17 protein-coding genes are annotated in these 20,360 nt (G+C 72.1%); 7 read left to right on the top strand and 10 right to left on the bottom strand.

What is annotated here, in order from left to right:
* Positions 1–35: 35 nt before the first annotated feature.
* The 5 genes from ACFP1K_RS27655 (at position 36) to ACFP1K_RS27635 (ending at position 5,863) form a co-directional block, all read left to right on the top strand.
* Positions 36–1,814 carry an ABC transporter substrate-binding protein gene (locus ACFP1K_RS27655; protein ID WP_380758591.1) on the top strand — a complete coding sequence of 593 codons (1,779 nt, stop codon included), beginning with the start codon at positions 36–38 and terminating at the stop codon, positions 1,812–1,814.
* A 110-nt stretch (positions 1,815–1,924) separates the two neighbouring features.
* Positions 1,925–2,905, top strand: a complete 981-nt coding sequence (locus ACFP1K_RS27650; protein ID WP_380758589.1) for an ABC transporter permease — start codon at positions 1,925–1,927, stop codon at positions 2,903–2,905.
* A gap of 33 nt (positions 2,906–2,938) precedes the next feature.
* Complete coding sequence (locus tag ACFP1K_RS27645) at positions 2,939–4,003, top strand: ABC transporter ATP-binding protein (RefSeq protein WP_380758587.1); 1,065 nt, start codon at positions 2,939–2,941, stop codon at positions 4,001–4,003.
* Positions 4,000–5,034, top strand: a complete 1,035-nt coding sequence (locus ACFP1K_RS27640) for an ABC transporter ATP-binding protein (protein WP_380758585.1) — start codon at positions 4,000–4,002, stop codon at positions 5,032–5,034. Before ACFP1K_RS27645 ends, ACFP1K_RS27640 begins: the two co-directional genes overlap by 4 nt.
* A 43-nt stretch (positions 5,035–5,077) precedes the next feature.
* Positions 5,078–5,863 (top strand): SDR family oxidoreductase, encoded by a 786-nt coding sequence (locus ACFP1K_RS27635; RefSeq protein WP_380758583.1) that lies wholly within the window; start codon positions 5,078–5,080, stop codon positions 5,861–5,863.
* A 7-nt stretch (positions 5,864–5,870) separates the two neighbouring features.
* Here the strand turns inward: ACFP1K_RS27635 and rpe are convergent, their stop codons facing one another.
* Complete coding sequence (gene rpe, locus ACFP1K_RS27630) at positions 5,871–6,533, bottom strand: ribulose-phosphate 3-epimerase (RefSeq protein WP_380758581.1); 663 nt, start codon at positions 6,531–6,533, stop codon at positions 5,871–5,873.
* Between the two features lie 92 nt (positions 6,534–6,625).
* Positions 6,626–7,291: a TetR/AcrR family transcriptional regulator gene (locus tag ACFP1K_RS27625; RefSeq protein WP_380758579.1), complete on the bottom strand. Its 666-nt coding sequence runs from the start codon at positions 7,289–7,291 to the stop codon at positions 6,626–6,628.
* Between the two features lie 52 nt (positions 7,292–7,343).
* On the opposite strand from ACFP1K_RS27625, the gene ACFP1K_RS27620 reads away from it, so the two are divergent.
* The gene (locus ACFP1K_RS27620) at positions 7,344–8,162 is read left to right on the top strand and encodes an ATP-binding cassette domain-containing protein (protein WP_380758577.1); all 819 of its coding nucleotides are present in this window, start codon (positions 7,344–7,346) and stop codon (positions 8,160–8,162) included.
* Between the two features lie 3 nt (positions 8,163–8,165).
* A complete protein-coding gene (locus ACFP1K_RS27615; RefSeq protein WP_380758574.1) occupies positions 8,166–8,921 on the top strand; it encodes an ABC transporter permease in 756 nt (251 codons plus the stop codon).
* Between the two features lie 60 nt (positions 8,922–8,981).
* On the opposite strand, the gene ACFP1K_RS27610 is transcribed toward ACFP1K_RS27615, so the two are convergent.
* From ACFP1K_RS27610 to ACFP1K_RS27575, 8 genes are all read right to left on the bottom strand, one after another.
* The gene (locus ACFP1K_RS27610; protein WP_380758572.1) at positions 8,982–13,562 is read right to left on the bottom strand and encodes a type I polyketide synthase; all 4,581 of its coding nucleotides are present in this window, start codon (positions 13,560–13,562) and stop codon (positions 8,982–8,984) included.
* A 60-nt stretch (positions 13,563–13,622) separates the two neighbouring features.
* The gene (locus ACFP1K_RS27605) at positions 13,623–15,377 is read right to left on the bottom strand and encodes a fatty acyl-AMP ligase (RefSeq protein ID WP_380758570.1); all 1,755 of its coding nucleotides are present in this window, start codon (positions 15,375–15,377) and stop codon (positions 13,623–13,625) included.
* Positions 15,378–15,451: 74 nt separating this feature from the next.
* Positions 15,452–16,219, bottom strand: a complete 768-nt coding sequence (locus ACFP1K_RS27600; protein ID WP_380758568.1) for a 4'-phosphopantetheinyl transferase family protein — start codon at positions 16,217–16,219, stop codon at positions 15,452–15,454.
* The gene (locus ACFP1K_RS27595) at positions 16,210–16,965 is read right to left on the bottom strand and encodes a thioesterase II family protein (RefSeq protein ID WP_380758566.1); all 756 of its coding nucleotides are present in this window, start codon (positions 16,963–16,965) and stop codon (positions 16,210–16,212) included. Before ACFP1K_RS27595 ends, ACFP1K_RS27600 begins: the two co-directional genes overlap by 10 nt.
* Positions 16,966–16,984: 19 nt before the next feature.
* On the bottom strand, positions 16,985–18,037 hold the full coding sequence (locus tag ACFP1K_RS27590) for an HAD-IIIC family phosphatase (protein WP_380758564.1): 1,053 nt from the start codon (positions 18,035–18,037) through the stop codon (positions 16,985–16,987).
* Positions 18,030–19,190, bottom strand: coding sequence for an acyl-CoA dehydrogenase family protein (locus ACFP1K_RS27585; protein WP_380758562.1), 1,161 nt, complete (start codon positions 19,188–19,190; stop codon positions 18,030–18,032). Before ACFP1K_RS27585 ends, ACFP1K_RS27590 begins: the two co-directional genes overlap by 8 nt.
* A 14-nt stretch (positions 19,191–19,204) precedes the next feature.
* Complete coding sequence (locus tag ACFP1K_RS27580) at positions 19,205–19,450, bottom strand: acyl carrier protein (protein ID WP_380758560.1); 246 nt, start codon at positions 19,448–19,450, stop codon at positions 19,205–19,207.
* Positions 19,451–19,498: 48 nt separating this feature from the next.
* Positions 19,499–20,350 carry a 3-hydroxyacyl-CoA dehydrogenase family protein gene (locus ACFP1K_RS27575; protein WP_380758558.1) on the bottom strand — a complete coding sequence of 284 codons (852 nt, stop codon included), beginning with the start codon at positions 20,348–20,350 and terminating at the stop codon, positions 19,499–19,501.
* Between the last annotated feature and the right edge of the window lie 10 nt (positions 20,351–20,360).

Genomic DNA, 20,360 nt, shown 5'->3' with positions numbered 1-20,360 from the left:
CGGCACCAGATATCTCAGGAATCAGGAAGGGCGATATGAGACTCTCACGCAGGAGCACCGCCGCGGTGGTGATCCTCACGGCCGGGGCACTGACGCTGACGGGCTGCGCCAAGGGCGGGGGCGGCGGCCCCGCGGCGACCGCGGGCAGCACGCCGAGCAAGCCGCTGGAGAACACCGCGGTCGGCACCATCACCGTGGGCACGGCCGAGGACTCCAAGGGCCCGGCCCCCACCGTCGCCGGGTCCAAGCGCGGCGGCACGGTCAACATGATCGACCGGGACGACTTCTCCCACCTGGACCCCGGGCGCATCTACCTGAACTACAACTCCACCGTCTCGCTGCTGTTCACCCGGCAGCTCACCGGCTACCGCCAGGAGAACGGCAAGATCAAGCTTGTCGGCGACCTGGCCACCGACACCGGCACCACCACCGACGGCGGCAAGACCTGGAAGTTCACCCTCAAGGACGGCCTGAAGTGGCAGGACGGCACGCCGATCACCTCGGCTGACATCAAGTACAGCATCGAGCGCCTGTACGCGCCGTTCATCACCGAGGGCCCGACCTACGTCCAGCAGTGGCTGGTCGAGGGCGACTACCGCAAGGCGTACGAGGGGCCCTACGACGGCAAGTCGCTGGACGCCATCCAGACCCCCGACGACAAGACGGTCGTGTTCACCCTGACCGCCCCGCACCCGGACTTCAACTTCACCATGGCCATGACCGGCTACGGCGCGGTGCCGAAGGCGCAGGACACCAAGGAGAAGTACGACAAGAAGCCCTTCTCCTCCGGGCCGTACCAGATCGCCAGCCACGTCACGGACAAGTCGCTGGACCTGGAGCGCAACCCCAACTGGGACCCGGCCACCGACCCGATCCGCAACGCGTTCCCCGACAAGTGGCACATGGAGTTCGGCGTCCAGGCGCAGAACTCGACCGAGCGCTTCCTCGCGGACAGCGGCGCGGACAAGACCGCGATGACCTTCCACAACGCCATCGCGGCCGAGCGGGTGCAGGAAGTGCTGAACAACCCCGAGGCGATGGCGCGCTCGGTGCAGGGCCTCACGCCGTTCACCACCTTCTACAACATCAACACCAAGCGCATCACCGACCTGAAGGTGCGCCAGGCGATCATCAAGGCGTGGCCGTCCAAGCAGGCGCAGCTCATCTCCGGCGGTGAGGTCAACACCGGCCAGATCGCCACGACGGTGATGAGCCCGACCGTGCTCGGCTACGAGGCGTTCGACCTGTACGGCATGCGGGCCAAGCCGACCGGCGACCCCGAGGGGGCCAAGAAGCTCCTCGCGGAGGCCGGGCAGCCCAACCCGACCGTGGTCTACGCCTACAACCAGACGCCGACCCAGGAGAAGATCACGGTCGCGATCAAGGACGCGCTGACCAAGGCCGGCTTCAAGGTGGTGGCCAAGCCGCTCAACCCGGCGACCTACTACGACGCCATCGGCCCGGTGGACAACAAGTACGACATCTACTGGGGCGGCTGGGCCGCCGACTGGCCGACCGGCTCGACCGCCATCCAGCCGCTGTTCGACGGCCGGCTGATCACCGACAACGCCTCCAACTACAGCCACCTGAACGTGCCGGAGATCAACTCCGGGATCGACGCGGCCAACGCCATCGCCGACCCGATCGAGGCCGGCAAGGCCTGGGCGGCGCTGGACAAGAAGATCATGGAGCAGGCGGCCATCGTGCCCGAGTACTACCAGACCTACTTCGGTCTGTACGGCTCGGGGCTCGGCGGCGTCGAGTTCGACCCGCTGTCGGGCGAGCAGTCCCCGCTGAACGTGTACGTCAAGTAATCACTCGCGGCGCCGCCGTACCGGACCTGTGCCCGGTACGGCGGCGGCCGCGGACCACCCCGCCCGTCCGACCACCGGTTCTGCCGGCAGGAGAAGCAGCCCGAGGGGCCATGTTCCGGTTTTTCGTCCGCCGAGTCCTCGGCGCCGTCGTGATCCTGCTGATCATCAGTGCCGTCACGTTCTTCCTCTTCTACGCCGTGCCCCGTGACCCGGCCCGCGCGTTCTGCGGCAAGATCTGCCCGCCGCAGAACCTCTTGCTGATCCGTCACAACCTGGGCATGGACGAGCCGCTGTTCGTCCAGTACTGGCACTGGCTGGCCGGCATCTTCACCGGCCGCGACCTCGTGCAGTTCGGCACGTGCGACGCGCCCTGCCTCGGCTACTCCTTCGCCACCCAGGAGCCGGTGTTCTCCGCGATCCTGGACCGCTTCCCCGTCACCCTGTCGGTGACCGCGGGGGCGGCCGTGGTGATCCTCTCGTTCGGCGTCATCACCGGCATGATCGCCGCGTGGCAGCAGGGCAAGCCGCTCGACAAGATCGCCAGCACCTCGTCGGTGATCGGCGCGTCGCTGCAGATCTACTTCGTCGGGCCCCTGCTGGTGTTCTTCATCGTGGACAGCATGGGCTTGCTGCCCCGGCCCTCCTACATCCCCTTCACCGAGGATCCGCTCGGCTGGTTCGTCCACCTGCTGATCCCCTGGGTGGTGCTGTCGATCATCTTCACCGCCAACTACACCCGCATGACCCGCTCGGTGATGGTGGAGCAGCTCGCCGAGGACTACGTGCGGACCGCCCGCGCCAAGGGCATGTCCAGCCGCACCGTCTTCCTCAGATTCGCCTGGCGCGGCGCGATGATCCCCATCGTGACCATCTTCGGCGTGGACCTCGCCACCCTGCTCGGCGGCGCCATCATCACCGAGCAGACCTTCACCCTGCACGGCATCGGCGAGCTCGCGGTGCGCGCCGTGCAGAACACCGACCTGCCCATGCTGCTCGGCGTGACACTGGTCGGCGCGTTCGCCATCGTCGTACTCAACATCGTGGTGGACGTCCTGTACGCCGTCATCGACCCCCGCGTGCGGCTCACCTGACATGCCCGCAGCGACCACCTCAAGGAGCACCGAGTGACCACCGTGACCTGGGAACGCGAACCGGCCGCGCCGCGCGGCCCCGGGCCGTTCCTGTCGGTCAGGGAACTGTCCGTGCAGTTCAGCACCGAGGACGGCGTCGTCCACGCGGTGGACCGGCTCTCGTTCGACCTGGAGAAGGGCACCACCCTCGGCATCGTCGGGGAGTCCGGCTCGGGCAAGTCGGTGTCCACCCTGAGCATCCTCGGGCTGCACGACCCGTCCACCACCAAGATCGGCGGGGAGATCTGGATGGAGGACCGGCAGCTCGTCGGGGCGCCGCGCGCCACGATGGAGAAGCTGCGCGGCGACCGGATCGCGATGATCTTCCAGGACCCGCTGACCTCTCTGTCGCCGTACCACACGGTGGGCCGCCAGATCAGCGAGACCTACCGCAAGCACAAGGGCGTCAGCAAGCGCGAGGCCAGGGACCGGGCCGTCGAGATGCTGACACGGGTCGGCATCCCGCACGCCAAGAGCCGGGTGGACGACTACCCCCACCAGTTCTCCGGCGGCATGCGCCAGCGCGTCATGATCGCCATGGCGCTGGTCTGCGACCCCGACCTGCTCATCGCCGACGAGCCGACCACCGCGCTGGACGTGACGGTGCAGGCGCAGATCCTCGACCTGCTCAAGGAGCTGCAGCAGCAGTTCGGCACCTCCATCATCCTGATCACCCACGACCTCGGCGTGGTGGCCCGCACCGCGCACGACGTGCTGGTGATGTACGCCGGCCGGGCCATCGAGCAGGGCGGCGTGCGCGAGGTGCTGCGCGAGCCGCGCCACCCGTACACCTGGGGGCTGCTCGGCTCGATGCCGAGGCTCGACTCCAACGTCGACCTGCCGCTGATGCCGGTGCGCGGCACCCCGCCCAGCCTGCTCAACCCGCCGCCCGGCTGCCCGTTCCACCCCCGGTGCGACTACCGTGAGCTGGTCGGCGGGGACGTGTGCTCCACCGAGCGGCCCGAGCTCTCCCCCGCCCAGGGGCACAGGGACGCCTGCTACCTGACGCTCGCGCAGAAGCGGGAGATCTTCGACGGCCAGATCAAGGAACGACTGTGAGTGAGACCCTGCTGGAGCTGTCCGGCCTGACCAAGCACTTCCCCGTGACCGGCGGGCTCGTCTTCAAGCGGCAGATCGGGCGCGTGCACGCCGTGGACGGCGTCGACCTGACCGTCGAGGCGGGGCACACCCTCGGCCTGGTGGGCGAGTCCGGCTGCGGCAAGTCGACCACCGGGCGGCTGGTGGCCCGGCTGCTGGAGCCCACCGCCGGGCAGATCCGCTACCGGGGCAACGACATCGCCCACGCGAGCCGCCGGGCGCTCAAGCCGATCAGGTCCGAGATCCAGATGATCTTCCAGGACCCGTACTCGTCGCTGAACCCCCGCCACACGGTGGGCGGGATCATCAGCGGGCCCATGGAGGTCAACGGGATCAACCCGCCCGGCGGCCGGCAGAAGCGGGTCCGGGAGCTGCTGGAGATCGTCGGGCTCAACCCCGAGCACTACAACCGGTTCCCGCACGAGTTCTCCGGCGGGCAGCGGCAGCGGATCGGCGTCGCCCGGGCCCTCGCCCTGGAGCCGAAGCTGATCGTGGCCGACGAGCCGGTGTCCGCGCTGGACGTGTCGATCCAGGCCCAGGTGGTCAACCTGCTGCAGCAGCTGCAGCGCGACCTCGGCATCGCGTTCCTGTTCATCGCGCACGACCTGGCCGTGGTGCGGCACTTCTCCCAGCGGGTCGCCGTGATGTACCTCGGCAAGATCGTCGAGGTGGGCGACCGCCAGTCGATCTACGAGCGGCCCCGCCACCCGTACACCCACGCGCTGCTGTCCGCGGTGCCCGAGGTGGACCTGGACGACAAGCCGCCGATCGAGCGGATCCGGCTCACCGGCGACGTGCCGTCCCCCATCGACCCGCCGTCCGGCTGCCGGTTCCGCACCCGCTGCTGGAAGGCGCAGGAGAAGTGCGCGCTGGAGGAGCCGCCGCTGACCCGCATCGAGGGCAACCACGAGGGGCACCTGACCGCGTGCCACTTCCCCGAGGCGCCCACCACGCACGGCAGGGACATCATCCTGGACCCCGCCCTCGCCTAGCCCGGCCCACCGCGGGGGCGTGCCGGGCGCCGTAGGTTGGACGGTGAGATCGTCCGCCGGGGTCGCGAGAGAGCGGGAGGCCGCCGTGACGGCGTTGCGGGGCAAGAAGGCCGTGGTGACCGGAGGGTCGCGGGGCATCGGCCGGGCCGTCGTCCAGCGGCTGGCCAGGGACGGCGCCGAGGTGGTGTTCACCTACGCCTCGAACGCCGGCGCGGCCGGCAAGGTGGAGCAGGCCGTCAAGGCGGCGGGCGGCACCGCGCACGCGGTGCGGGCCGACCTCACCGAGCCCGGCGCGGCCGCGCGGCTCATGGAGACCGCCGCGGAACGGCTCGGCGTCCTCGACGTCCTGGTCAACAACGCCGCGCTGGAGTTCGTCCCGACGCCGCTGGCCGAGCTGGACGACGAGGTGTTCGACCGGGTGATGGCGGGCAACGCCCGGACCGTCTTCGTCACCCTGCGCTACGCCGCCCGCCACATGCCGGACGGCGGCCGTGTCGTCAACATCTCGACGATCAACACCGTGCGCTCCGCCCCCGGCATCGCGCCGTACGCCGCCAGCAAGGGCGCCATCGAGCAGCTGACCCTGGTCGCGGCGCAGGAACTCGGCCCGCGCGGCATCACCGTCAACACCGTCTCGCCCGGCGCCACCGACACCGACCTGCTGCGCGCCACCAACCCCGCGGAGGCCCTGGCGGTGGCCGCGTCGATCACCCCGCTGCGGCGCCTCGGCGAGCCGTCGGACGTCGCGGACGTGGTCGCGTTCCTCGCCGGGCCGGGCGGCCGGTGGGTCACCGGGCAGAACATCAGGGCAAGCGGCGGCCTGGCCTGAGGCGGCCTCAGACCAGGCGGGCGGCCTGGGCGCGCAGCTCCCGAACGGCGCGGGCCGGGTCGTCGGCGCCGTAGACGGCGTTGCCCGCGACGAACACGTCCGCGCCGGCCTCGGCGCAGCGCTCGATGGTGGCCGCGGAGACGCCGCCGTCGACCTGGAGCCAGATCTCGCCGCCGTGCTTGCGGATCAGCTCGCGGGCCTTGCGGATCTTGGGCAGCATGATGTCGAGGAACGGCTGCCCGCCGAAGCCCGGCTCCACGGTCATCACCAGCAGCATGTCGATCTCGCCGAGCAGGTCCTCATAGTCCTGCACGGCGGTGCCGGGGTTGAAGGCGAACCCGGCGCGGGCCCCCGCCTCGCGGATGCGGCGCAGCGTGCGCACCGGCGCGGTCGCCGCCTCGGCGTGGATCGTCACGCTGCTCGCCCCCGCCTCGGCGTAACCGGTGGCCCAGCGGTCCGGATCCTCGATCATGAGGTGGCAGTCGAGCGGCAGAGTGGTCGCCTTCACCAGGGACTCCACCACCGGCAACCCGACGGTGAGGTTCGGCACGAAGTGGTTGTCCATGACGTCGACGTGCAGCCAGTCGGCGACACCGGCCACCTTCGCGGCCTCGTCCGCGAGCCGGGCGAAGTCGGCGTTCAGAATGCTGGGTGAAATCTGTACGGCCATGATGCCGCAGTCTAGGCCCCCGCACCCGCCACGCCGGCCGGCACGCCCGGTATACCTGCCCCGCGTACGCGAGCCGCGCGCGACCGGCTCGGTCACGGCTCGGCGATCGGCGCCCGGTGGCCCCGATCGCGGGCGGCCAGTCCCGCCACGACGTCGAGGAAATCGTCGAGGTCGGCCTGGTACTCCGCGTCCCAGTCCACCGGGGCGTCCAGATGCTCCGCCAGCAGCCGATGACCCGGCAGCAGGTCGGGCCGTAGCTGGGCGCGGCGGCTGCGGGTGTCCAGCGAGCCCTCGGAGAACCGGCCGCTGACCTCAGAGATCGCGTATCCGATGATGAAGGTGCTGATCATCCGCTCCATCCTGGGCACCTGCGCAGGCTCGACACCGGCACGCAGCAACGCCTCGAACAGCAGGTCGATGACCATGATCGCGGACGGGCTCACGGCCGGACGGGTGAACAACAGCGGGACGACGGAGGGGTACCGGCGCGCCACGGAACGGACCTCGGCGGCCAGATGCCGGATCGTCTCCCTCCAGTCGAGACCGCTCGCCGGCCGGGAGATGTCGGCGAGCATGCGACCGATGATGGCGTCCAGGAGCTCGTCCTTGTTGCGAAAGTACCCGTAGAGCGCCATCGACGTCAGTCCGATGCGGGCGGCGACCGCGCGCATCGACACCGCCTTGATGCCTTGCTCGGCCGCGACGAACAGGGCGGCATCGACGATCTCGGCTCGGCGCGAGTCCTTGAGCTTCCGCATCGTCTCAGTCTACACTGTAGACTGGTATACGGCGTAGACTGAGGAGGTCGCGATGCTTCGAGCGGTCGGCTTGACGAAGCGCTACGGCGACGTACGCGCCCTCGACGGGTTCACGCTCGTCGTGGAGCCAGGTGAGGTCGTCGGCCTGGTCGGGCACAACGGCGCGGGGAAGACCACCTTCGTGGAGATCGTTTGCGGTCTCGCCCGCGCCGATGCCGGCACGGTGACGATCGGCGGCCGGGCGCCACGCTCCGCTCGGGGCGATCTGGGGGTGGCCCCGCAGCACATCGCGCTCTATCCCGGTGCCACCGCCCGGGAGCACCTCGTGCTCTACGGCCGGTTGGCCGGGTTGCGCCGGGCGGCACTCGCGGCCGCGATGGACGAGGTCGTCGAGGCGATGCTGCTCACAGACCTTCTCGACCGGCGCGCCGGGCTGCTCTCCGGGGGGCAGCAGCGGCGGATCCAGGCCGCGATCGCGCTCCTGCACCGGCCGGGTCTTCTCCTGCTCGACGAGCCGACCGCCGGCGCGGACCCGCAGACCCGGCAATCGCTGCTGGCCGCGGTGCGCCGGCGCGCCGCCGCCGGGGCCGCGGTCGTGTACACCACGCACTACCTGCCCGAGCTGGCCGAGCTCGGCGCCACCCTCGCGGTCGCGCAGCGTGGACAGATCATCGCCCGCGGGACCAGCGAGGAACTGCTCAGCGGCCTGACAGACGAGGTTCGCGTACACATCGACGACAAGGAGCTCCGGATGCGCACCAACGACGCCGCCAAGACCCTGGTCGAGCTGCTGAGCGGGCCACACGGCCCGGTGCACGGCATCGACATACGCAAGGCCTCCATTGACGACCTCTACCGGTCGCTGGCGTGACCGATGCTCACCGAATCCCTGTACCGGGTTCTCGCCCTCGCGCGGATCAACTGGGCCCTGCGGCTGCGTGACCCCGGCCAGTTCATCAGCTACCTGCTGATGCCGATGATCCTCATGCTCGTGTTCAAGCCCATCTACAACCGTGCGTTCTCCAGCGGCACGACGCAAGTGGTGACCGGCATGCTGGTGATCTTCTCGACGCTGGCGCTGGCCATCGTCGGCACCGCGACGCTCACGGAACGGACCTGGCACACCTGGGACCGGCTGCGGTCCACCCGTGCCACCACCGCCGAACTGCTGCTCGGCAAGGCGCTGCCGGTCTTCCTGGTCCTGCTCACGCAGCAGACGATCCTGCTGGCCTACGGCATGCTGGTGATCGGGGTGCGTCCGGCCGGGAATCCGTGGCTGGTGGCGCTCGCGGTGTCCTCCTGGGGCGCGACCCTGCTCGCCATAGGCACCGCGATCGCGGCCACGGTCCGCAGCCACGGCGAGTTGAGCGCGACCTGCGACATCGGCGCGTTAACGCTGACCACGCTGGGTGGCGCGTTCGTCCCCGTCGACATGTTCCCCGGGTGGTTGCAGGTGGTGGCACCGGTGTCGCCGGGTTACTGGGCCCTGTCCATGCTGCAGGCCGCGCTGCGCGGGAACGTGCAGGGAACGCTGCTTCCGGCCGCCGTACTGCTGACGGTCGGCGCCGCCGCCGGGACCTACGCCATCTGGCGGCTGAGCCGCGGCCTCGGCCGCACGACGGTGCTCTGAGCTTCGCGCCGTCCGGATGACCGGCCACCGGGCCGGCGGCCCGGTGGCCGGCGCGGTCACTCAGCGTCTCCTGGCCCGCAGACTCTGCTTGCGGCGGTCGACGCGGGCCTGCCGGTCCGCGCCCGGCTCGGCGTCCTCGGGCGCCGTCGCCGGTGTGGTGGCGTCGACGAGCGCGGCCGGCCGCGACGTCTCGTGCGGGTCCTCAAAGGTGGACCGGAGGCTCCGGCCGACGATCTCGGTGAAGTCCTGGGTGGACACGACCAGATGCGGCTCGTCGCCGCGCAGCGCGTCGAGCATCGCCCGCCAGCCCTGTTCCTGCCCGATACCGAAGGCGGCCCGCCGCCGGATGGAGAGCTCCCGCGCCTCGGGGGTGTACCCGCTCCGGCCATCGGCCCGGGTGTCCCAGACCCACTCGCCCCAGCCGATCGAGACGACTCGGGTGCCGGACAGCGGCCTGGCGTACGCGCAGGCGTCGAGGTAGGCGTTGGCGGCGCAGGAGCCGAGCCGGCCCGCGCCGCCGCCGGTGGCCACATCGGTCGAGGAGAACAGGACCACGAACCGGACCTGCTCGCCCGTCAGCTCCCGCAGCAGCGCCCGGGTGCCCGCCACCTTCGGCGCCAGCACCTGGTCGATGCCGGCGATGGTCGTGAACCGGGTCAGGCCCGCGCCGGGCACGCCGGCGGCGTGCAGCACCCCGTCGAGGCCGCCGTAGCGCTCCTTGGCCAGATCGACGGCCTGCCGCACCACGGTGTGGTCGGCGACGTCGCCGCTGACGACGGTCACCTCCGCGCCCCGGCGCTCCAGTTCGAGCACGTCCCGCAGACGGCGCCGCAGATCCAGGGCCGCGGCCTCGCCGCCCAGCACGGCCGGCCACTCCAGGGCCGCGGCCTCATCGCCCAGCACGGCCGGCCACCGGCCCCGCGGCGGCAGCGGAGTCCGGCCGAGCAGAACCAGCTTGGCGGCGTACTCGCCGGCCAGGCGTCGCGCCAGTGCCATGCCGACGGCGCCGAGGCCGCCAGTGATCAGGTAGACGCCGCCGCGACGCGGCCCCGGCACCGGCGGGGCACCGGCCGGGACGGCCGGGCGCGGTGCGGGGTCGTACGACGGCGTCCAGCGCCGTCCCTCGCGCAGCGCCACGACCCGGTCGGCCGGTTCGCCGAGCAGCTCGTCGACGAGCTGCGTCAGCACGTCGCTGATCGGCTGCCCGGCGTCGACCAGGCGCGCCGCGGTGCCCGGGTACTCCACCGGCAGCAGCCGGCACGCGCCGACGGCGGTGGCCTGCTCAGGCCGCATGCGCGCGGCGTCGGCGGGCAGCACGTGCTGCGAGCCGGTGGTCACGACGTCGCACCGCCAGGTGAGGCCGAGGTCGCCGTAGGCCTGTGCCAGGCCGACGAGGGTGTGCAGGCCGTGCCGCACGGCCCGATCGGCCGGGTCCTCGGCCGGGTCCTCGGCAGTGGCCTCGCCGGGCGTTTCCAGGTGCCACAGGTGGACCACCCGGGTGGGCATGCGCCCGGCCGCCTTGAGGGCGCCGAGCAGCGCCCGCGCGTCTTCGGGCACGCCGGGCCGGATGGTGAAACCGCCCCCGGCCTCGGCGTACCGTGCGCCGGGCGAGACCAGGAGGTACGAGGCGCCGAGCGCGTCGAGGCGGGTGGTAAGGGCGTCGGCGACCGGTTCCGCGCCCGGTGCGGTGAGCACGAGCCAGACGCCGCCGGCCGGCGCGGGCCGCCGCGGCGCGGTCTGCCGCCAGACGGGCAGGTAGAGCCACTGGTCCTCGGGCAGCAGCGGCAGGGCCTCCAGCTCGTCCTTGCGCGAGGTGGGGCCGGCGGTGGCCCGTCCGGTGGCGGCGTCGCGCCGCGCCTCCAGCCAGAACGGCCGGCGTTCGAAGGGGTACGTCGGCAGCGGCACCCGGCCCGGCGGCACCGCCCCGCCGAGACCCTGCGCCCCGCCGTGACCTTGCGCCCCGCCGTCGCGCCCCTGGTAGGCGAGCCAGTCGACGTGCGCGCCGGCGAGCCATATCCGGCCGAGCGCCTCGGCGAGCACCTCGTCGCCGGCCCGGCCGTCCCCGGCCGCGGGCTGCGTGGGCAGGATGAGGGACCGTCGGTCCTGCCCGCACGCCGGATGGGCGCGCACCATGGTGCCCAGCGACCGGCCGGGTCCGATCTCCACGAAGCCGGTGTCGGGGTCGGACAACGCCGCGGACACCGCGTCGGCGAAGCGGACGGTGGCGCACATGTGCGCGGCCCAGTACCCGGGGTCGGTGACCAGGTCGGCGGTGGCAAGGGCGCCGGTGACGTTCGACAGGTAGGGCAGGACCGGCGGGTGCGGCGTCACCGACGCGGCGACCCACGCGGTGAGCTCGTCGCGGACGCCGGCGAGCATCCGGGAGTGGAACGCGTGGGTGGTGCGCAGGTCGCGGCAGGCCACACCCCGCCCGGTCAGTTCCCGGGCCAGCCTCGCGACCGCCTCCGTCGCGCCCGCGACCACGACCTGGTCGCCGTTGTCGGCGGCGAGGTCGACGCCCCGCGCGGCGAGGTCCGGGACCAGGCCGCGCAGCCCGGCCTCGCCGGTCGCGACGGCGAGCATGGCACCGGCCGGCCGCGCCGCGATCAGGCGCGCCCGGTACGCCACCAGCCGCAGCGCGTCGCGCAGGGACAGCACGCCGGACAGACAGGCGGCCACGTACTCGCCGACGCTGTGGCCGATCATGGCGCCGGGCGTGACGCCCCAGTGCATGAGCGTGCGGGCCAGCGCGTATCCGGCGACGAACGCGGCGGGCTGGGCCACCTCGGCGCGGCGCGGCGGCGCCGCGCGCGGATCCTCCTCCGCCTCGATCCCGCGCGGTGCCCGCGACACGGCCTCCCGGCCGGCCGGGCGCGGTGGTGTGAGCAGCAGCGCCCGGACGTCGACGGCGAGCGGCTCGTCGAGCAGCGCGCCGCATTCGTCGACGTACGCGCGGAACACCGGTTCCGTCGCGTAGAGACCGGCGACCATGCCGGGGAACTGCTCGCCCTCGCCGGCGATGAGGAAGGTGACCGGGCGGGCGCGCCAGGACTCGCGACGGGTGCGGGCCGGGGCGCCACCGGTGGGCTCGCCGCGCAGCAGAGCCGCCGCCTGCGCGGTCGACGCCGCGACCAGGACCCGCCTGTGGTCGAACACCCGGCGTCCGGCCTGCAGCGTGAACGCGACGTCGGCCAGGCGCGGGGCTCGCTCGTCCAGGTGCCGGGCCAGCCGGGCGCAGGACTGCTCGAGCGCGGCCTCCGAGCGGGCCGACACCGGCAACACGTGGTGGCGGCGCGGACCCGGCGGGCGCTCGGGCACCGGCGGAGGCTCCTGCACGACGACGTGGGCGTTGGTACCGCCCGTGCCGAGGCTGTTGACGCCGGCGATGCGCGGCCGGCCGGCCGACCGCGGCCAGGGCACCGGCTCGGCGCTGACCCGGAACGGGCCGCCCGCGAAATCGATCTTCGGGTTGGGGGTGCGGAAGTGCAGGGTCGGCGGGATGAGCTCCTCGCGCAGCGCCATGACGACCTTGATGAGCCCGGTGACGCCGGAGGCCCGGTCGAGGTGCCCGACATTGGTCTTCACCGAGCCGAGCACGCAGGGCCGCTGCCGCGCGACGTCGCCGAAGGCCTGGGTCAGCGCCGCCACCTCGATCGGGTCGCCGAGCTCGGTGGCGGCCCCGTGGGCTTCTACGTAACCGATCTGGTCGGCGCGCACACCCGCGTTCTCCAGCGCGGCCGAGACCGCCGCGGCCTGCCCCGCCATGCTCGGCGCGGCGAACCCGAACCTCATCGTGCCGTCGTTGTTCACGGCCGAGCCGCGGATGAGCGCCAGCACCGTGTCCCCGTCGGCGAGCGCCGCCCGCGCCGGTTTGAGCAGAACCACCGCCACCCCGTCGCCGTACATGGTGCCGCGGACGCCGGCGTCGAAGGTGCGTACGTGCCCGTCCGGAGACTCCAGACCGCCCGGCGCGTACAGGTGCCCCACCGTGTCCGGCACCCGCACCGACACCCCACCGGCCAGCGCGAGCTCACACTCCCCCGCGCGCAGCGCCTGGCAGGCCAGGTGCACCCCGACCAGCGACGTCGAGCAGAACGTCTGCACCGAGACGCTGGGCCCGGTCAGGTTCAGCTTGTACGACACCATGGTGCACAGCGCGTCCTTGTCGTTGCCGATGACCACCTCGAAGGAGCCGGCGTCCAGTTCCTGCTCGAACTGGGCACCGCGCTCCAGCATGTAGGTGCTCAGGTTGGCCCCGGCGAAGACGCCGACCCGGCCGCGCGTCTCCGGATCCGGGTAGCCGGCGACCTCCAGCGCCTCCCAGGCGCACTCGAGGAACAGCCGCTGCTGCGGGTCGGCGATGGTGGCGTCGCGGGGGCTGAACCGGAAGAACGCGGCGTCGAAGCCGCGTACGTCGTCGAGCACCGGGCGGGCGGGCACATAGGCCGGGTCGTCGACCAGGGCCGGGTCGACGCCGCTCGCCAGCAGCTCCTCCCGGCTGAACCGGCGGATCGACTCGGTCCCCGAGGCGATGTTCGTCCAGAACGTCGCCACGTCGGAGGCTCCGGGGAACCGCCCGGACATGCCGATGACCGCGATGTCGGTGTCCCGGACCTGGTCGCCGGTGTCGGTGACTGCCATGGTGCCTTGACCTCCAGAGGTGTCGGGTCGCCGGTGGTACGGGCGGCCCGGGCGGCGGCGTCAGCGCCGGGGGGCGCCGACCGGCTCGGGCAGCAGGGCCAGCACCTGCGGCGGGAGTTCCTGGTGCACCGGGGTGAACTCGTGCGCCAGGAACATGTCCCGGCAGTCGCGCCGGCGGACCTTGCCGCTGGTGGTGCGCGGCACGCCGGAGGCGATCAGGACGACGCCGGGCAAGGACACGTCGAACGTCCGCACGATCGCCTGGCGCACCCGCAACGCGAGTTCCCGCGCGGGCAGGCCGCGTAGCTGCGGGACGCTGGTCTCCTGCACGATCACCATGTGCTCCGGATCGCTGCCGGCCGCGAACGCCGCGCCGATCCTGCCTCGCAGCGCCGGGTGCACCGACTCGACGACCTGCTCGACGTCCTGCGGATAGATGTTGCGGCCGTTGACGATGATGAGGTCCTTGAGCCGGCCGGTGACGTAGACGTCGCCGTCCAGAAGGAAGCCCAGGTCCCCGGTGCGCAGGAACGGGCCTTCGCCGTCGGTGGTGTGCGCCCCGAAGGTCTCGCGCGTCTCGTCGGGCTTGTTCCAGTAGCCCCGGGCGATGCTGGCGCCGCGCGTCCAGATCTCGCCGACGGTACGCTCGGGCAGCACCCGCCGCGTCCGCGGGTCCACGATGCGCATCTGCTGTTCGATCGGCCTGCCGCTGCTGACCAGGACCGTGCCGGCCCCGGCGGGGGCAGGGACGATCTCGTGGCGGGCCAGCGCCTCCCGGTCCACCTCGCGGGTGACCGCGGCGCGTCCGTACGGGGTCGCGCTCACCGCGAGCGTCGCCTCGGCGAGGCCGAAGCCGGGCTTGACGGCGTCGGGGCGCAGTCCCGCCGCCGCGAATCGGCGGGTGAAGTCCGCCACCGTCTGCGCGCGGACCGGCTCGGCGCCGTTGACACAGGTGTGCAGCGTGCTCAGGTCCAGTTCGCGGAGCTGCTCGTCGGTGACCCGGCGCAGGCACAGGTCGTAGGCGAAGTTCGGGGCGAAGGTGTTGGTGGCGCGGTGCCGGGTCATCGCCTGCAACCAGTGCGCCGGCCGCTTGATGAAGTGGGTGGGGGTCATCAGCACGGCGTCGCCGCCGATGAACATCGGCGCGAGCAGCCCACCCATCAGGCCCATGTCGTGGAAGTGCGGCAGCCAGCTGACCAGGACCGTGCCGTCGTTCATGGCGCAGGCCGTGGTTATCTCCCGCTCGTTGGCCAGCAGGTTGGCGTGGGTGACGATCACACCCTTGGGTTCGCTGGTGGAACCGGAGGTGTACTGCAGGAACGCGACCGTGTCGGGCCCCACGCCCTCGGGCATGCGCCACCGTGCGGAGTCGCCCAGCGGTACGGCGTCGGTGACGACGCAGTCGAGCGCGTCGAAGCGGCCGTCGTCGCGCAGCAGTTCGACGACGCCGGGCGCGCTCTGCTCTGCGGTGAGCACCAGGCGCACGTCGGCGTCGATCATGATGCCTGAGATGCGCCTCATGCTGCGGCTGTCGTGCGGCATCGGCGCGGGCACCGGGATCATGCCCGCGTACAGGCTGCCGAGGAACGCGACGAGGAACTCGGCGCCGCTCGCGTAGACCAGCAGCACCCGGCTGCCGGTGGCCAGCCGCCGGGCCAGCCCGTCGGCCACCTGCCTGGCCTGCTCGTCGACCTCGCGGTAGCTGGTGCGTTCCTCCACCACACCGGTGAGGGTCTCCCGGACGAACGTGTAGTGGCGCCGGTCGGCGTACCGCTCCAGCGTCGCTCGGACATGGTGGACAAAGCTCGTGGGCATCGGCTTCTCCTTGTCGCGGGAACCCAGGCCCGGCCCGCGTACGGCCGGCAGGGCCGGTAGGGCCGGAAGACGTCTTAGGCGTACCGGTCGAAACAGTTCAGGGTCGTCCATCGCCCACCTTCCATCGCACGGGTGTGCTTCGACGTCGCGGGCCGGTGACCTGCGGCACGGGTCCCCGGGCACAGCACCACCGCCGCGACGTACCCGGCCGCGACGTCGAGCGGCCACAGCCGCCCCGTCGAGCGCGGGTCCGTGCCCAGCCGCACGGTGCCGGGACGCACCACGACGTCGCGCAGCCGGGCGATGCCGACGCCCCGGGCCTTGAGGTAGGCCTCCTTGGCCGTCCACAGGCGCAGGAACTGGTCGGCGCGGTCCTCACCCCGGGCGGCGGCGACCCGGTCCGCCTCCACCGCCGGGAACACGGACCGCGCGACCGCGACGTAGTCGACCAGTGCCGAGCCGTGCTCGACGTCGACGCCGACGCGCCCCGCGCCCCGCCACAGGGCGATCAACGCGATGTCGCCGCTGTGGGAGAGATTGAAGTCGAGCGGGCGGGTGCCGGGGCCGTCGCGCGGCTCCAGGCTCGGCCGGCCCGCCCGCGATGTGGCCAGCCGCAGCGCCCGGGGATGTACGCGGCAGGCCCGGCCGAGCACGGTGCGCAGTGCGGCGCGCGCCACCGTGTACCGGTGGCGGTCCTCGGCGAGGGCGAAGCACCCGGCCCTGGCCTGCTCGTCCGGGCTGAGCAGCGTCCAGGCGTGCCGGCGCGCGGCCACGTCCTGATCCAGCGGCACCCGCCACAGGCGCAGGCCGTGGGTCGGCGGTGGCAGGACGGTCAGCTCCACGGCGCGAGCTCCTCGGCGATCAGCGCGTGTACCCGCGGGGCCTGTTCCAGCACGGCGAAGTGACCGCCGTGCAGCGTGTGCCGGCGAAACTCCGCGCCGGTGCGCGCACCCCACGCGGCGACGTCGGCGACGGAGGCGCGGGCGTCGGCGGTGGCGGCGAACGCGGTGATCGGCACGTCCAGCGGCGGGTACGAGGCGTAGCGGTGGCTCTCGTTGACGGCGAAGTCGGCGCGCAGCACCGGTGCCATCAGCGCGAGCGCCTTGCGGTCGCCGAGCAGCGCCTGCGGGGTGCCGCCGAGCCGGCACAATAGATCGGCCAGCTCGTCGAGGGAGGCGCCGGCGAGCCGGGGGAGGGTCTCGGCCAGCTGCGGGGCCTTGCGTCCGGACACGAACAGCCGCGCCGGCGGCGGGCAGCCCCGCTCGATCAGCTCCCGCACCAGCTCGTACGCCAGCAGCGCGCCGAGGCTGTGGCCGAACACGGCGTACGGGCGGCTCAACGTGGGTTCGACCTCGCCGGCCAGGTCCGTCACCAGCGCCCGGCAGTCCTGGTACGGCCGCTCCCCCAGGCGGGTCTCCCGCCCGGGCAGTTGCACCGGCACCGCGCCGATCCAGGCCGGCAGCCCCGCACCCCACTGCCGGTACGCCGAGGCGCCGGCCCCGGCATGCGGCAGGCACAGCAACCGCAGGCGTGCTCCGGCGGCCACCGGAAAGGGCAGCCACCGGCTGGTCCCGAGGTGTACGGACACCGTCGCGTCTCCCGCCCGGTCAGCCGGTGAGCAGGCTGACGTAGGACGGCAGGGGCGGGATCGCGTCGAGGCCGGCCCGCAGGGTCACCTGCCGGTCGTCGCGGTCGATCTCGCGGAACCCGGCGAACGCGTAGGCGATCTGCATCATCCGGTTGCGGCCGGTCTCGACCAGGTCGGCGCGCAACTCCACGCCGGCGTCGCGGGCCTGGCGCAGGAGGTGGTTGAGCACGATCGTGCCGACGCCGCGCGACATCACCCGGCACGACATCAGCAGCAGGCGCAGGTGCCAGATCTTCTCCGAGGTCTCGATGAGGACCAGCCCGATCTTGCCGTAGGAGCCGAACCGGTCGTCGAGGGTGACCACGTACAGCAGGTGGTCGTCGGAGGTGCGCAGCTTGTCGAGGTCGTCATAGGAGTAGGTGCGGCCGGTCGAGTTGAGCTGGTTCGTGCGGACGGTCAGCTCCTCGGCGCGCTGGAGATCGTCACGCGCGGCGGTCTCGATGCGCACGACCAGCTTGAGCTGGGCGAGAAACTCCTCGCTGGTGCCGACGAAGCGCTCCTCCTCGTCGTCGCGGCTGATCTGGCCGAGGTACATCTCGCGGCGCAGGCGCGACTCGCCGGTGACGAACCGGGGCCGGAACTCCGGTGTCCGCAGCGCCTCGGCGAGGTCGGCCGGGTCCACGCAGACGACCTGCGGGCAGGCCGCGGCCACCTCGGCCCGTTCGAACTCCTGGTCGTCGACGAAGGCGATCGCGTCGAGCCCGATGTTGAGCTTCTTGGCGATCTGCTGGACCGAGTGCGACTTGGCGTTCCACCCGATCTGCGGGTAGAGGAACCTGTCGGCGAGGCCTGTCTTCTCGACCTGCGCCCAGGCCGCCTCGTGGTCGTTCTTGCTGGCGACGGAGTGCAGGATGCCCAGGCCGTCGAGCGCGTGGATCGCGTCGACGACCTCCGGCTTCACCGTCACCGCGCCGTCCTCCAGCAGCACGCCGTCCCACAGGGTGTGGTCGAGGTCCCAGACCACGCACTTGACCCGGCCGCGGCGCTTCTCCTCGGACAGTTCGTCACCCATGAGCGGTCTCCCTGTACGCGTCGGCGGCGATCGTGATCCGCTGGATCTCGTTGCTGCCCTCGATGATCTCCATGACCTTGGCGTCGCGGAACAGCCGCTCCACGGGGTGTCCAGGGCCGCAGCCGGCGGCACCGTGGATCTGCACGGCCTCGGCGGCGTGCCGGGCGGCCGCGACGGAGGCGAAGTACTTCGCGACCCAGGTGGCCATGAGCGTGCCCGCGTCGCCCCGGTCCTTGAGCCGCCCGGCCTCCTCGTAGAGCAGCCGCGCGGCCCGGGTGTCGGTGACCATGTCGGACAACTTCGCCTGGATCAGCTGCAGGTCGCGCAATGGTCCGGAGCTCACCTCGCGCTGGGTGGTGTAGCGGGCGCAGGCGTCCAGGCAGGCCTGCAGGATGCCCACCGACCCGGCGGCCACGCTGTAGCGGCCGAGGTCCAGCACGCCGGTCATGACCATGCCGGCGGCGAAGCCGTCCGGGCCGATCAGGGCGTCGGGTCCGGCCTGCGCGCCGTCGAAGGTGATCTCGGCGAGCATGCTGCCACGGGTGCCGACCATGCCATCGATCGGGGTCACGGTCACGCCCGGGGCGTCGCGCGGCACCAAGAAGGCGCCGATGCCGCTGCCGGTCCGCGCGAACACCAGGAACAGGTCGGCGCGTTGCCCTCCCGTGATCCACTTCTTGACGCCGTCGACGACCCAGCCCCGCGCTCCGCGGGTCGCCCGGGCCGTCAGGTTCGCGGCGTCGCTGCCGGCGCCCGGCTCGGACAGGCAGAACGCGCTCAGCACCGTTCCCGCGGCGAGCCGCGGCAGCCACCGCTGCCTTTGCTCCGGGCTGCCGAAGCGCAGCACGGCCCAGGACACCATCCCGTGCACGGTCAGCAGGCTGCGCACCGACGAGCAAGCACGGCCCACCTCCTCGTGAACGTGGCCCACGGTCAGCATCGAGGCTCCCTGGCCGCCGTACTCGACCGGCAGGAACGGCGCCCACAGCCCCGCCGCGCCGATCCGGTCGAGCGTCTCCTGCGGGACGCGGCCGTCCCGGTCGAACCGGCCGGCCAGCGGCGCCACGTGGGTCTGCGCGAAGCACCGTGCCGCGGCCCGGTCCACGGCCGGGGCCAGGTCGAGGGCGCCGGGCTCCGTCAGCGTCGAGGTCATCGCCGTGCCCGCCGTCAGACCGACGCCGTCTGGCGGCCGACCAGAGCGGCGATCGAGTCGATGGTGCGGAAGTTGTCGATGCGCAGTTCCTCGTTGGGCACCGTGAAGCCGAACGTCTTCTCCACGAACATGACCAGCTCCATCGCGAACAGCGAGTTCACGAAGCCGAGCGAGAAGATGTCCTGGTCCTGGGCGAACTCCACCTGCGGGTAGCGCTGGTGGATGAAGGCGGCGATGGTCGTCGTGTCGTGGTCGGACATGGTGTCCCTCCCGGTGGTGGTTGCGGCCGGACCGAACTGTGCGGCCGGTCAGGCGGACGTGCCGTAGTCGTAGAAGCCGCGGCCGGACTTGCGTCCGTGCAGGCCGGCGTCGGTCATGGTGCGCAGCAGCGGGCAGGGCCGGTACTTGCTGTCGCTGTAGTGCTCGTACAGCACCTCGACGCTGTAGAGGATGGTGTCGACGCCGATCAGGTCGGCGGTCTCCAACGGCCCCATCGGGTGGCCGAAGCAACTGCGGAAGACCTCGTCCACGGCCTCGGCGGTGGCGACGCCCTCATGCACCAGGAACGCGGCCTCGTTCACGGTCAGCATCAGCACCCGGTTGGAGATGAAGCCGCAGGCGTCCTTGACGTCGACCGCCTTCTTGCCCATCGCGCCCAGCAGCTCGCGGGTGCGCCGCACCGTCTCGGCCGAGGTGTGGTGGCCCGGGATGAGCTCCACCGCCGGCTTCATCGGCACCGGGTTCATGAAGTGCACGCCGATCACCTGGTCCGGCCGGTTGGTCACCGACGCCACCTTCGTGATCGGCAGCGCGGAGGTGTTGACCACGAACACGGTCCCCGGTTTGCAGATCTGGTCCATCTCCCGGTAGAGCTCACGCTTGAGCTCCCAGTTCTCCGTGATGTTCTCGATCACGAAGTCGGCCTCGGCCAGGGCCTCGGGACCCGTCGCGGTGGTGATCGACGCCAGCACGGCGGCGGCGTCCACGGCCGGGCCGCCGAGCAGCCGGCTCATCCGCGCCTGCGTCTCGACCTTCCGCAAAGCGGAGTCGAGCACCTGCCGGTCCTTGTCGATGAGGACCACCTGGTGCCCTGTCTGGGCCAGGTTCTGGGCCACGCCGACGCCCATCACGCCGGCTCCGGCGACACCGATCACGCTCATGGTCCACGTT

Source organism: Sphaerisporangium aureirubrum (assembly GCF_042658925.1).
In the GTDB taxonomy this organism is placed as follows: Bacteria; Actinomycetota; Actinomycetes; order Streptosporangiales; family Streptosporangiaceae; genus Sphaerisporangium; species Sphaerisporangium aureirubrum.
The sequence above is the reverse complement of the archived record's forward strand: the minus strand, read 5'-3'. Positions and strand labels throughout refer to the sequence as shown.

What these genes read in the sequence shown, in the direction of transcription:
- ACFP1K_RS27580 (WP_380758560.1), bottom strand. Translation starts at nt 19,450, where the DNA reads ATGTCCGACCACGACACGACGACCATCGCCGCCTTCATCCACCAGCGC.
- rpe (WP_380758581.1), bottom strand. Translation starts at nt 6,533, where the DNA reads ATGGCCGTACAGATTTCACCCAGCATTCTGAACGCCGACTTCGCCCGG.
- ACFP1K_RS27615 (WP_380758574.1), top strand. Translation starts at nt 8,166, where the DNA reads ATGCTCACCGAATCCCTGTACCGGGTTCTCGCCCTCGCGCGGATCAAC.
- ACFP1K_RS27610 (WP_380758572.1), bottom strand. Translation starts at nt 13,562, where the DNA reads ATGGCAGTCACCGACACCGGCGACCAGGTCCGGGACACCGACATCGCG.
- ACFP1K_RS27650 (WP_380758589.1), top strand. Translation starts at nt 1,925, where the DNA reads ATGTTCCGGTTTTTCGTCCGCCGAGTCCTCGGCGCCGTCGTGATCCTG.
- ACFP1K_RS27655 (WP_380758591.1), top strand. Translation starts at nt 36, where the DNA reads ATGAGACTCTCACGCAGGAGCACCGCCGCGGTGGTGATCCTCACGGCC.
- ACFP1K_RS27620 (WP_380758577.1), top strand. Translation starts at nt 7,344, where the DNA reads ATGCTTCGAGCGGTCGGCTTGACGAAGCGCTACGGCGACGTACGCGCC.
- ACFP1K_RS27590 (WP_380758564.1), bottom strand. Translation starts at nt 18,037, where the DNA reads ATGGGTGACGAACTGTCCGAGGAGAAGCGCCGCGGCCGGGTCAAGTGC.
- ACFP1K_RS27585 (WP_380758562.1), bottom strand. Translation starts at nt 19,190, where the DNA reads ATGACCTCGACGCTGACGGAGCCCGGCGCCCTCGACCTGGCCCCGGCC.
- ACFP1K_RS27605 (WP_380758570.1), bottom strand. Translation starts at nt 15,377, where the DNA reads ATGCCCACGAGCTTTGTCCACCATGTCCGAGCGACGCTGGAGCGGTAC.
- ACFP1K_RS27625 (WP_380758579.1), bottom strand. Translation starts at nt 7,291, where the DNA reads ATGCGGAAGCTCAAGGACTCGCGCCGAGCCGAGATCGTCGATGCCGCC.
- ACFP1K_RS27575 (WP_380758558.1), bottom strand. Translation starts at nt 20,350, where the DNA reads ATGAGCGTGATCGGTGTCGCCGGAGCCGGCGTGATGGGCGTCGGCGTG.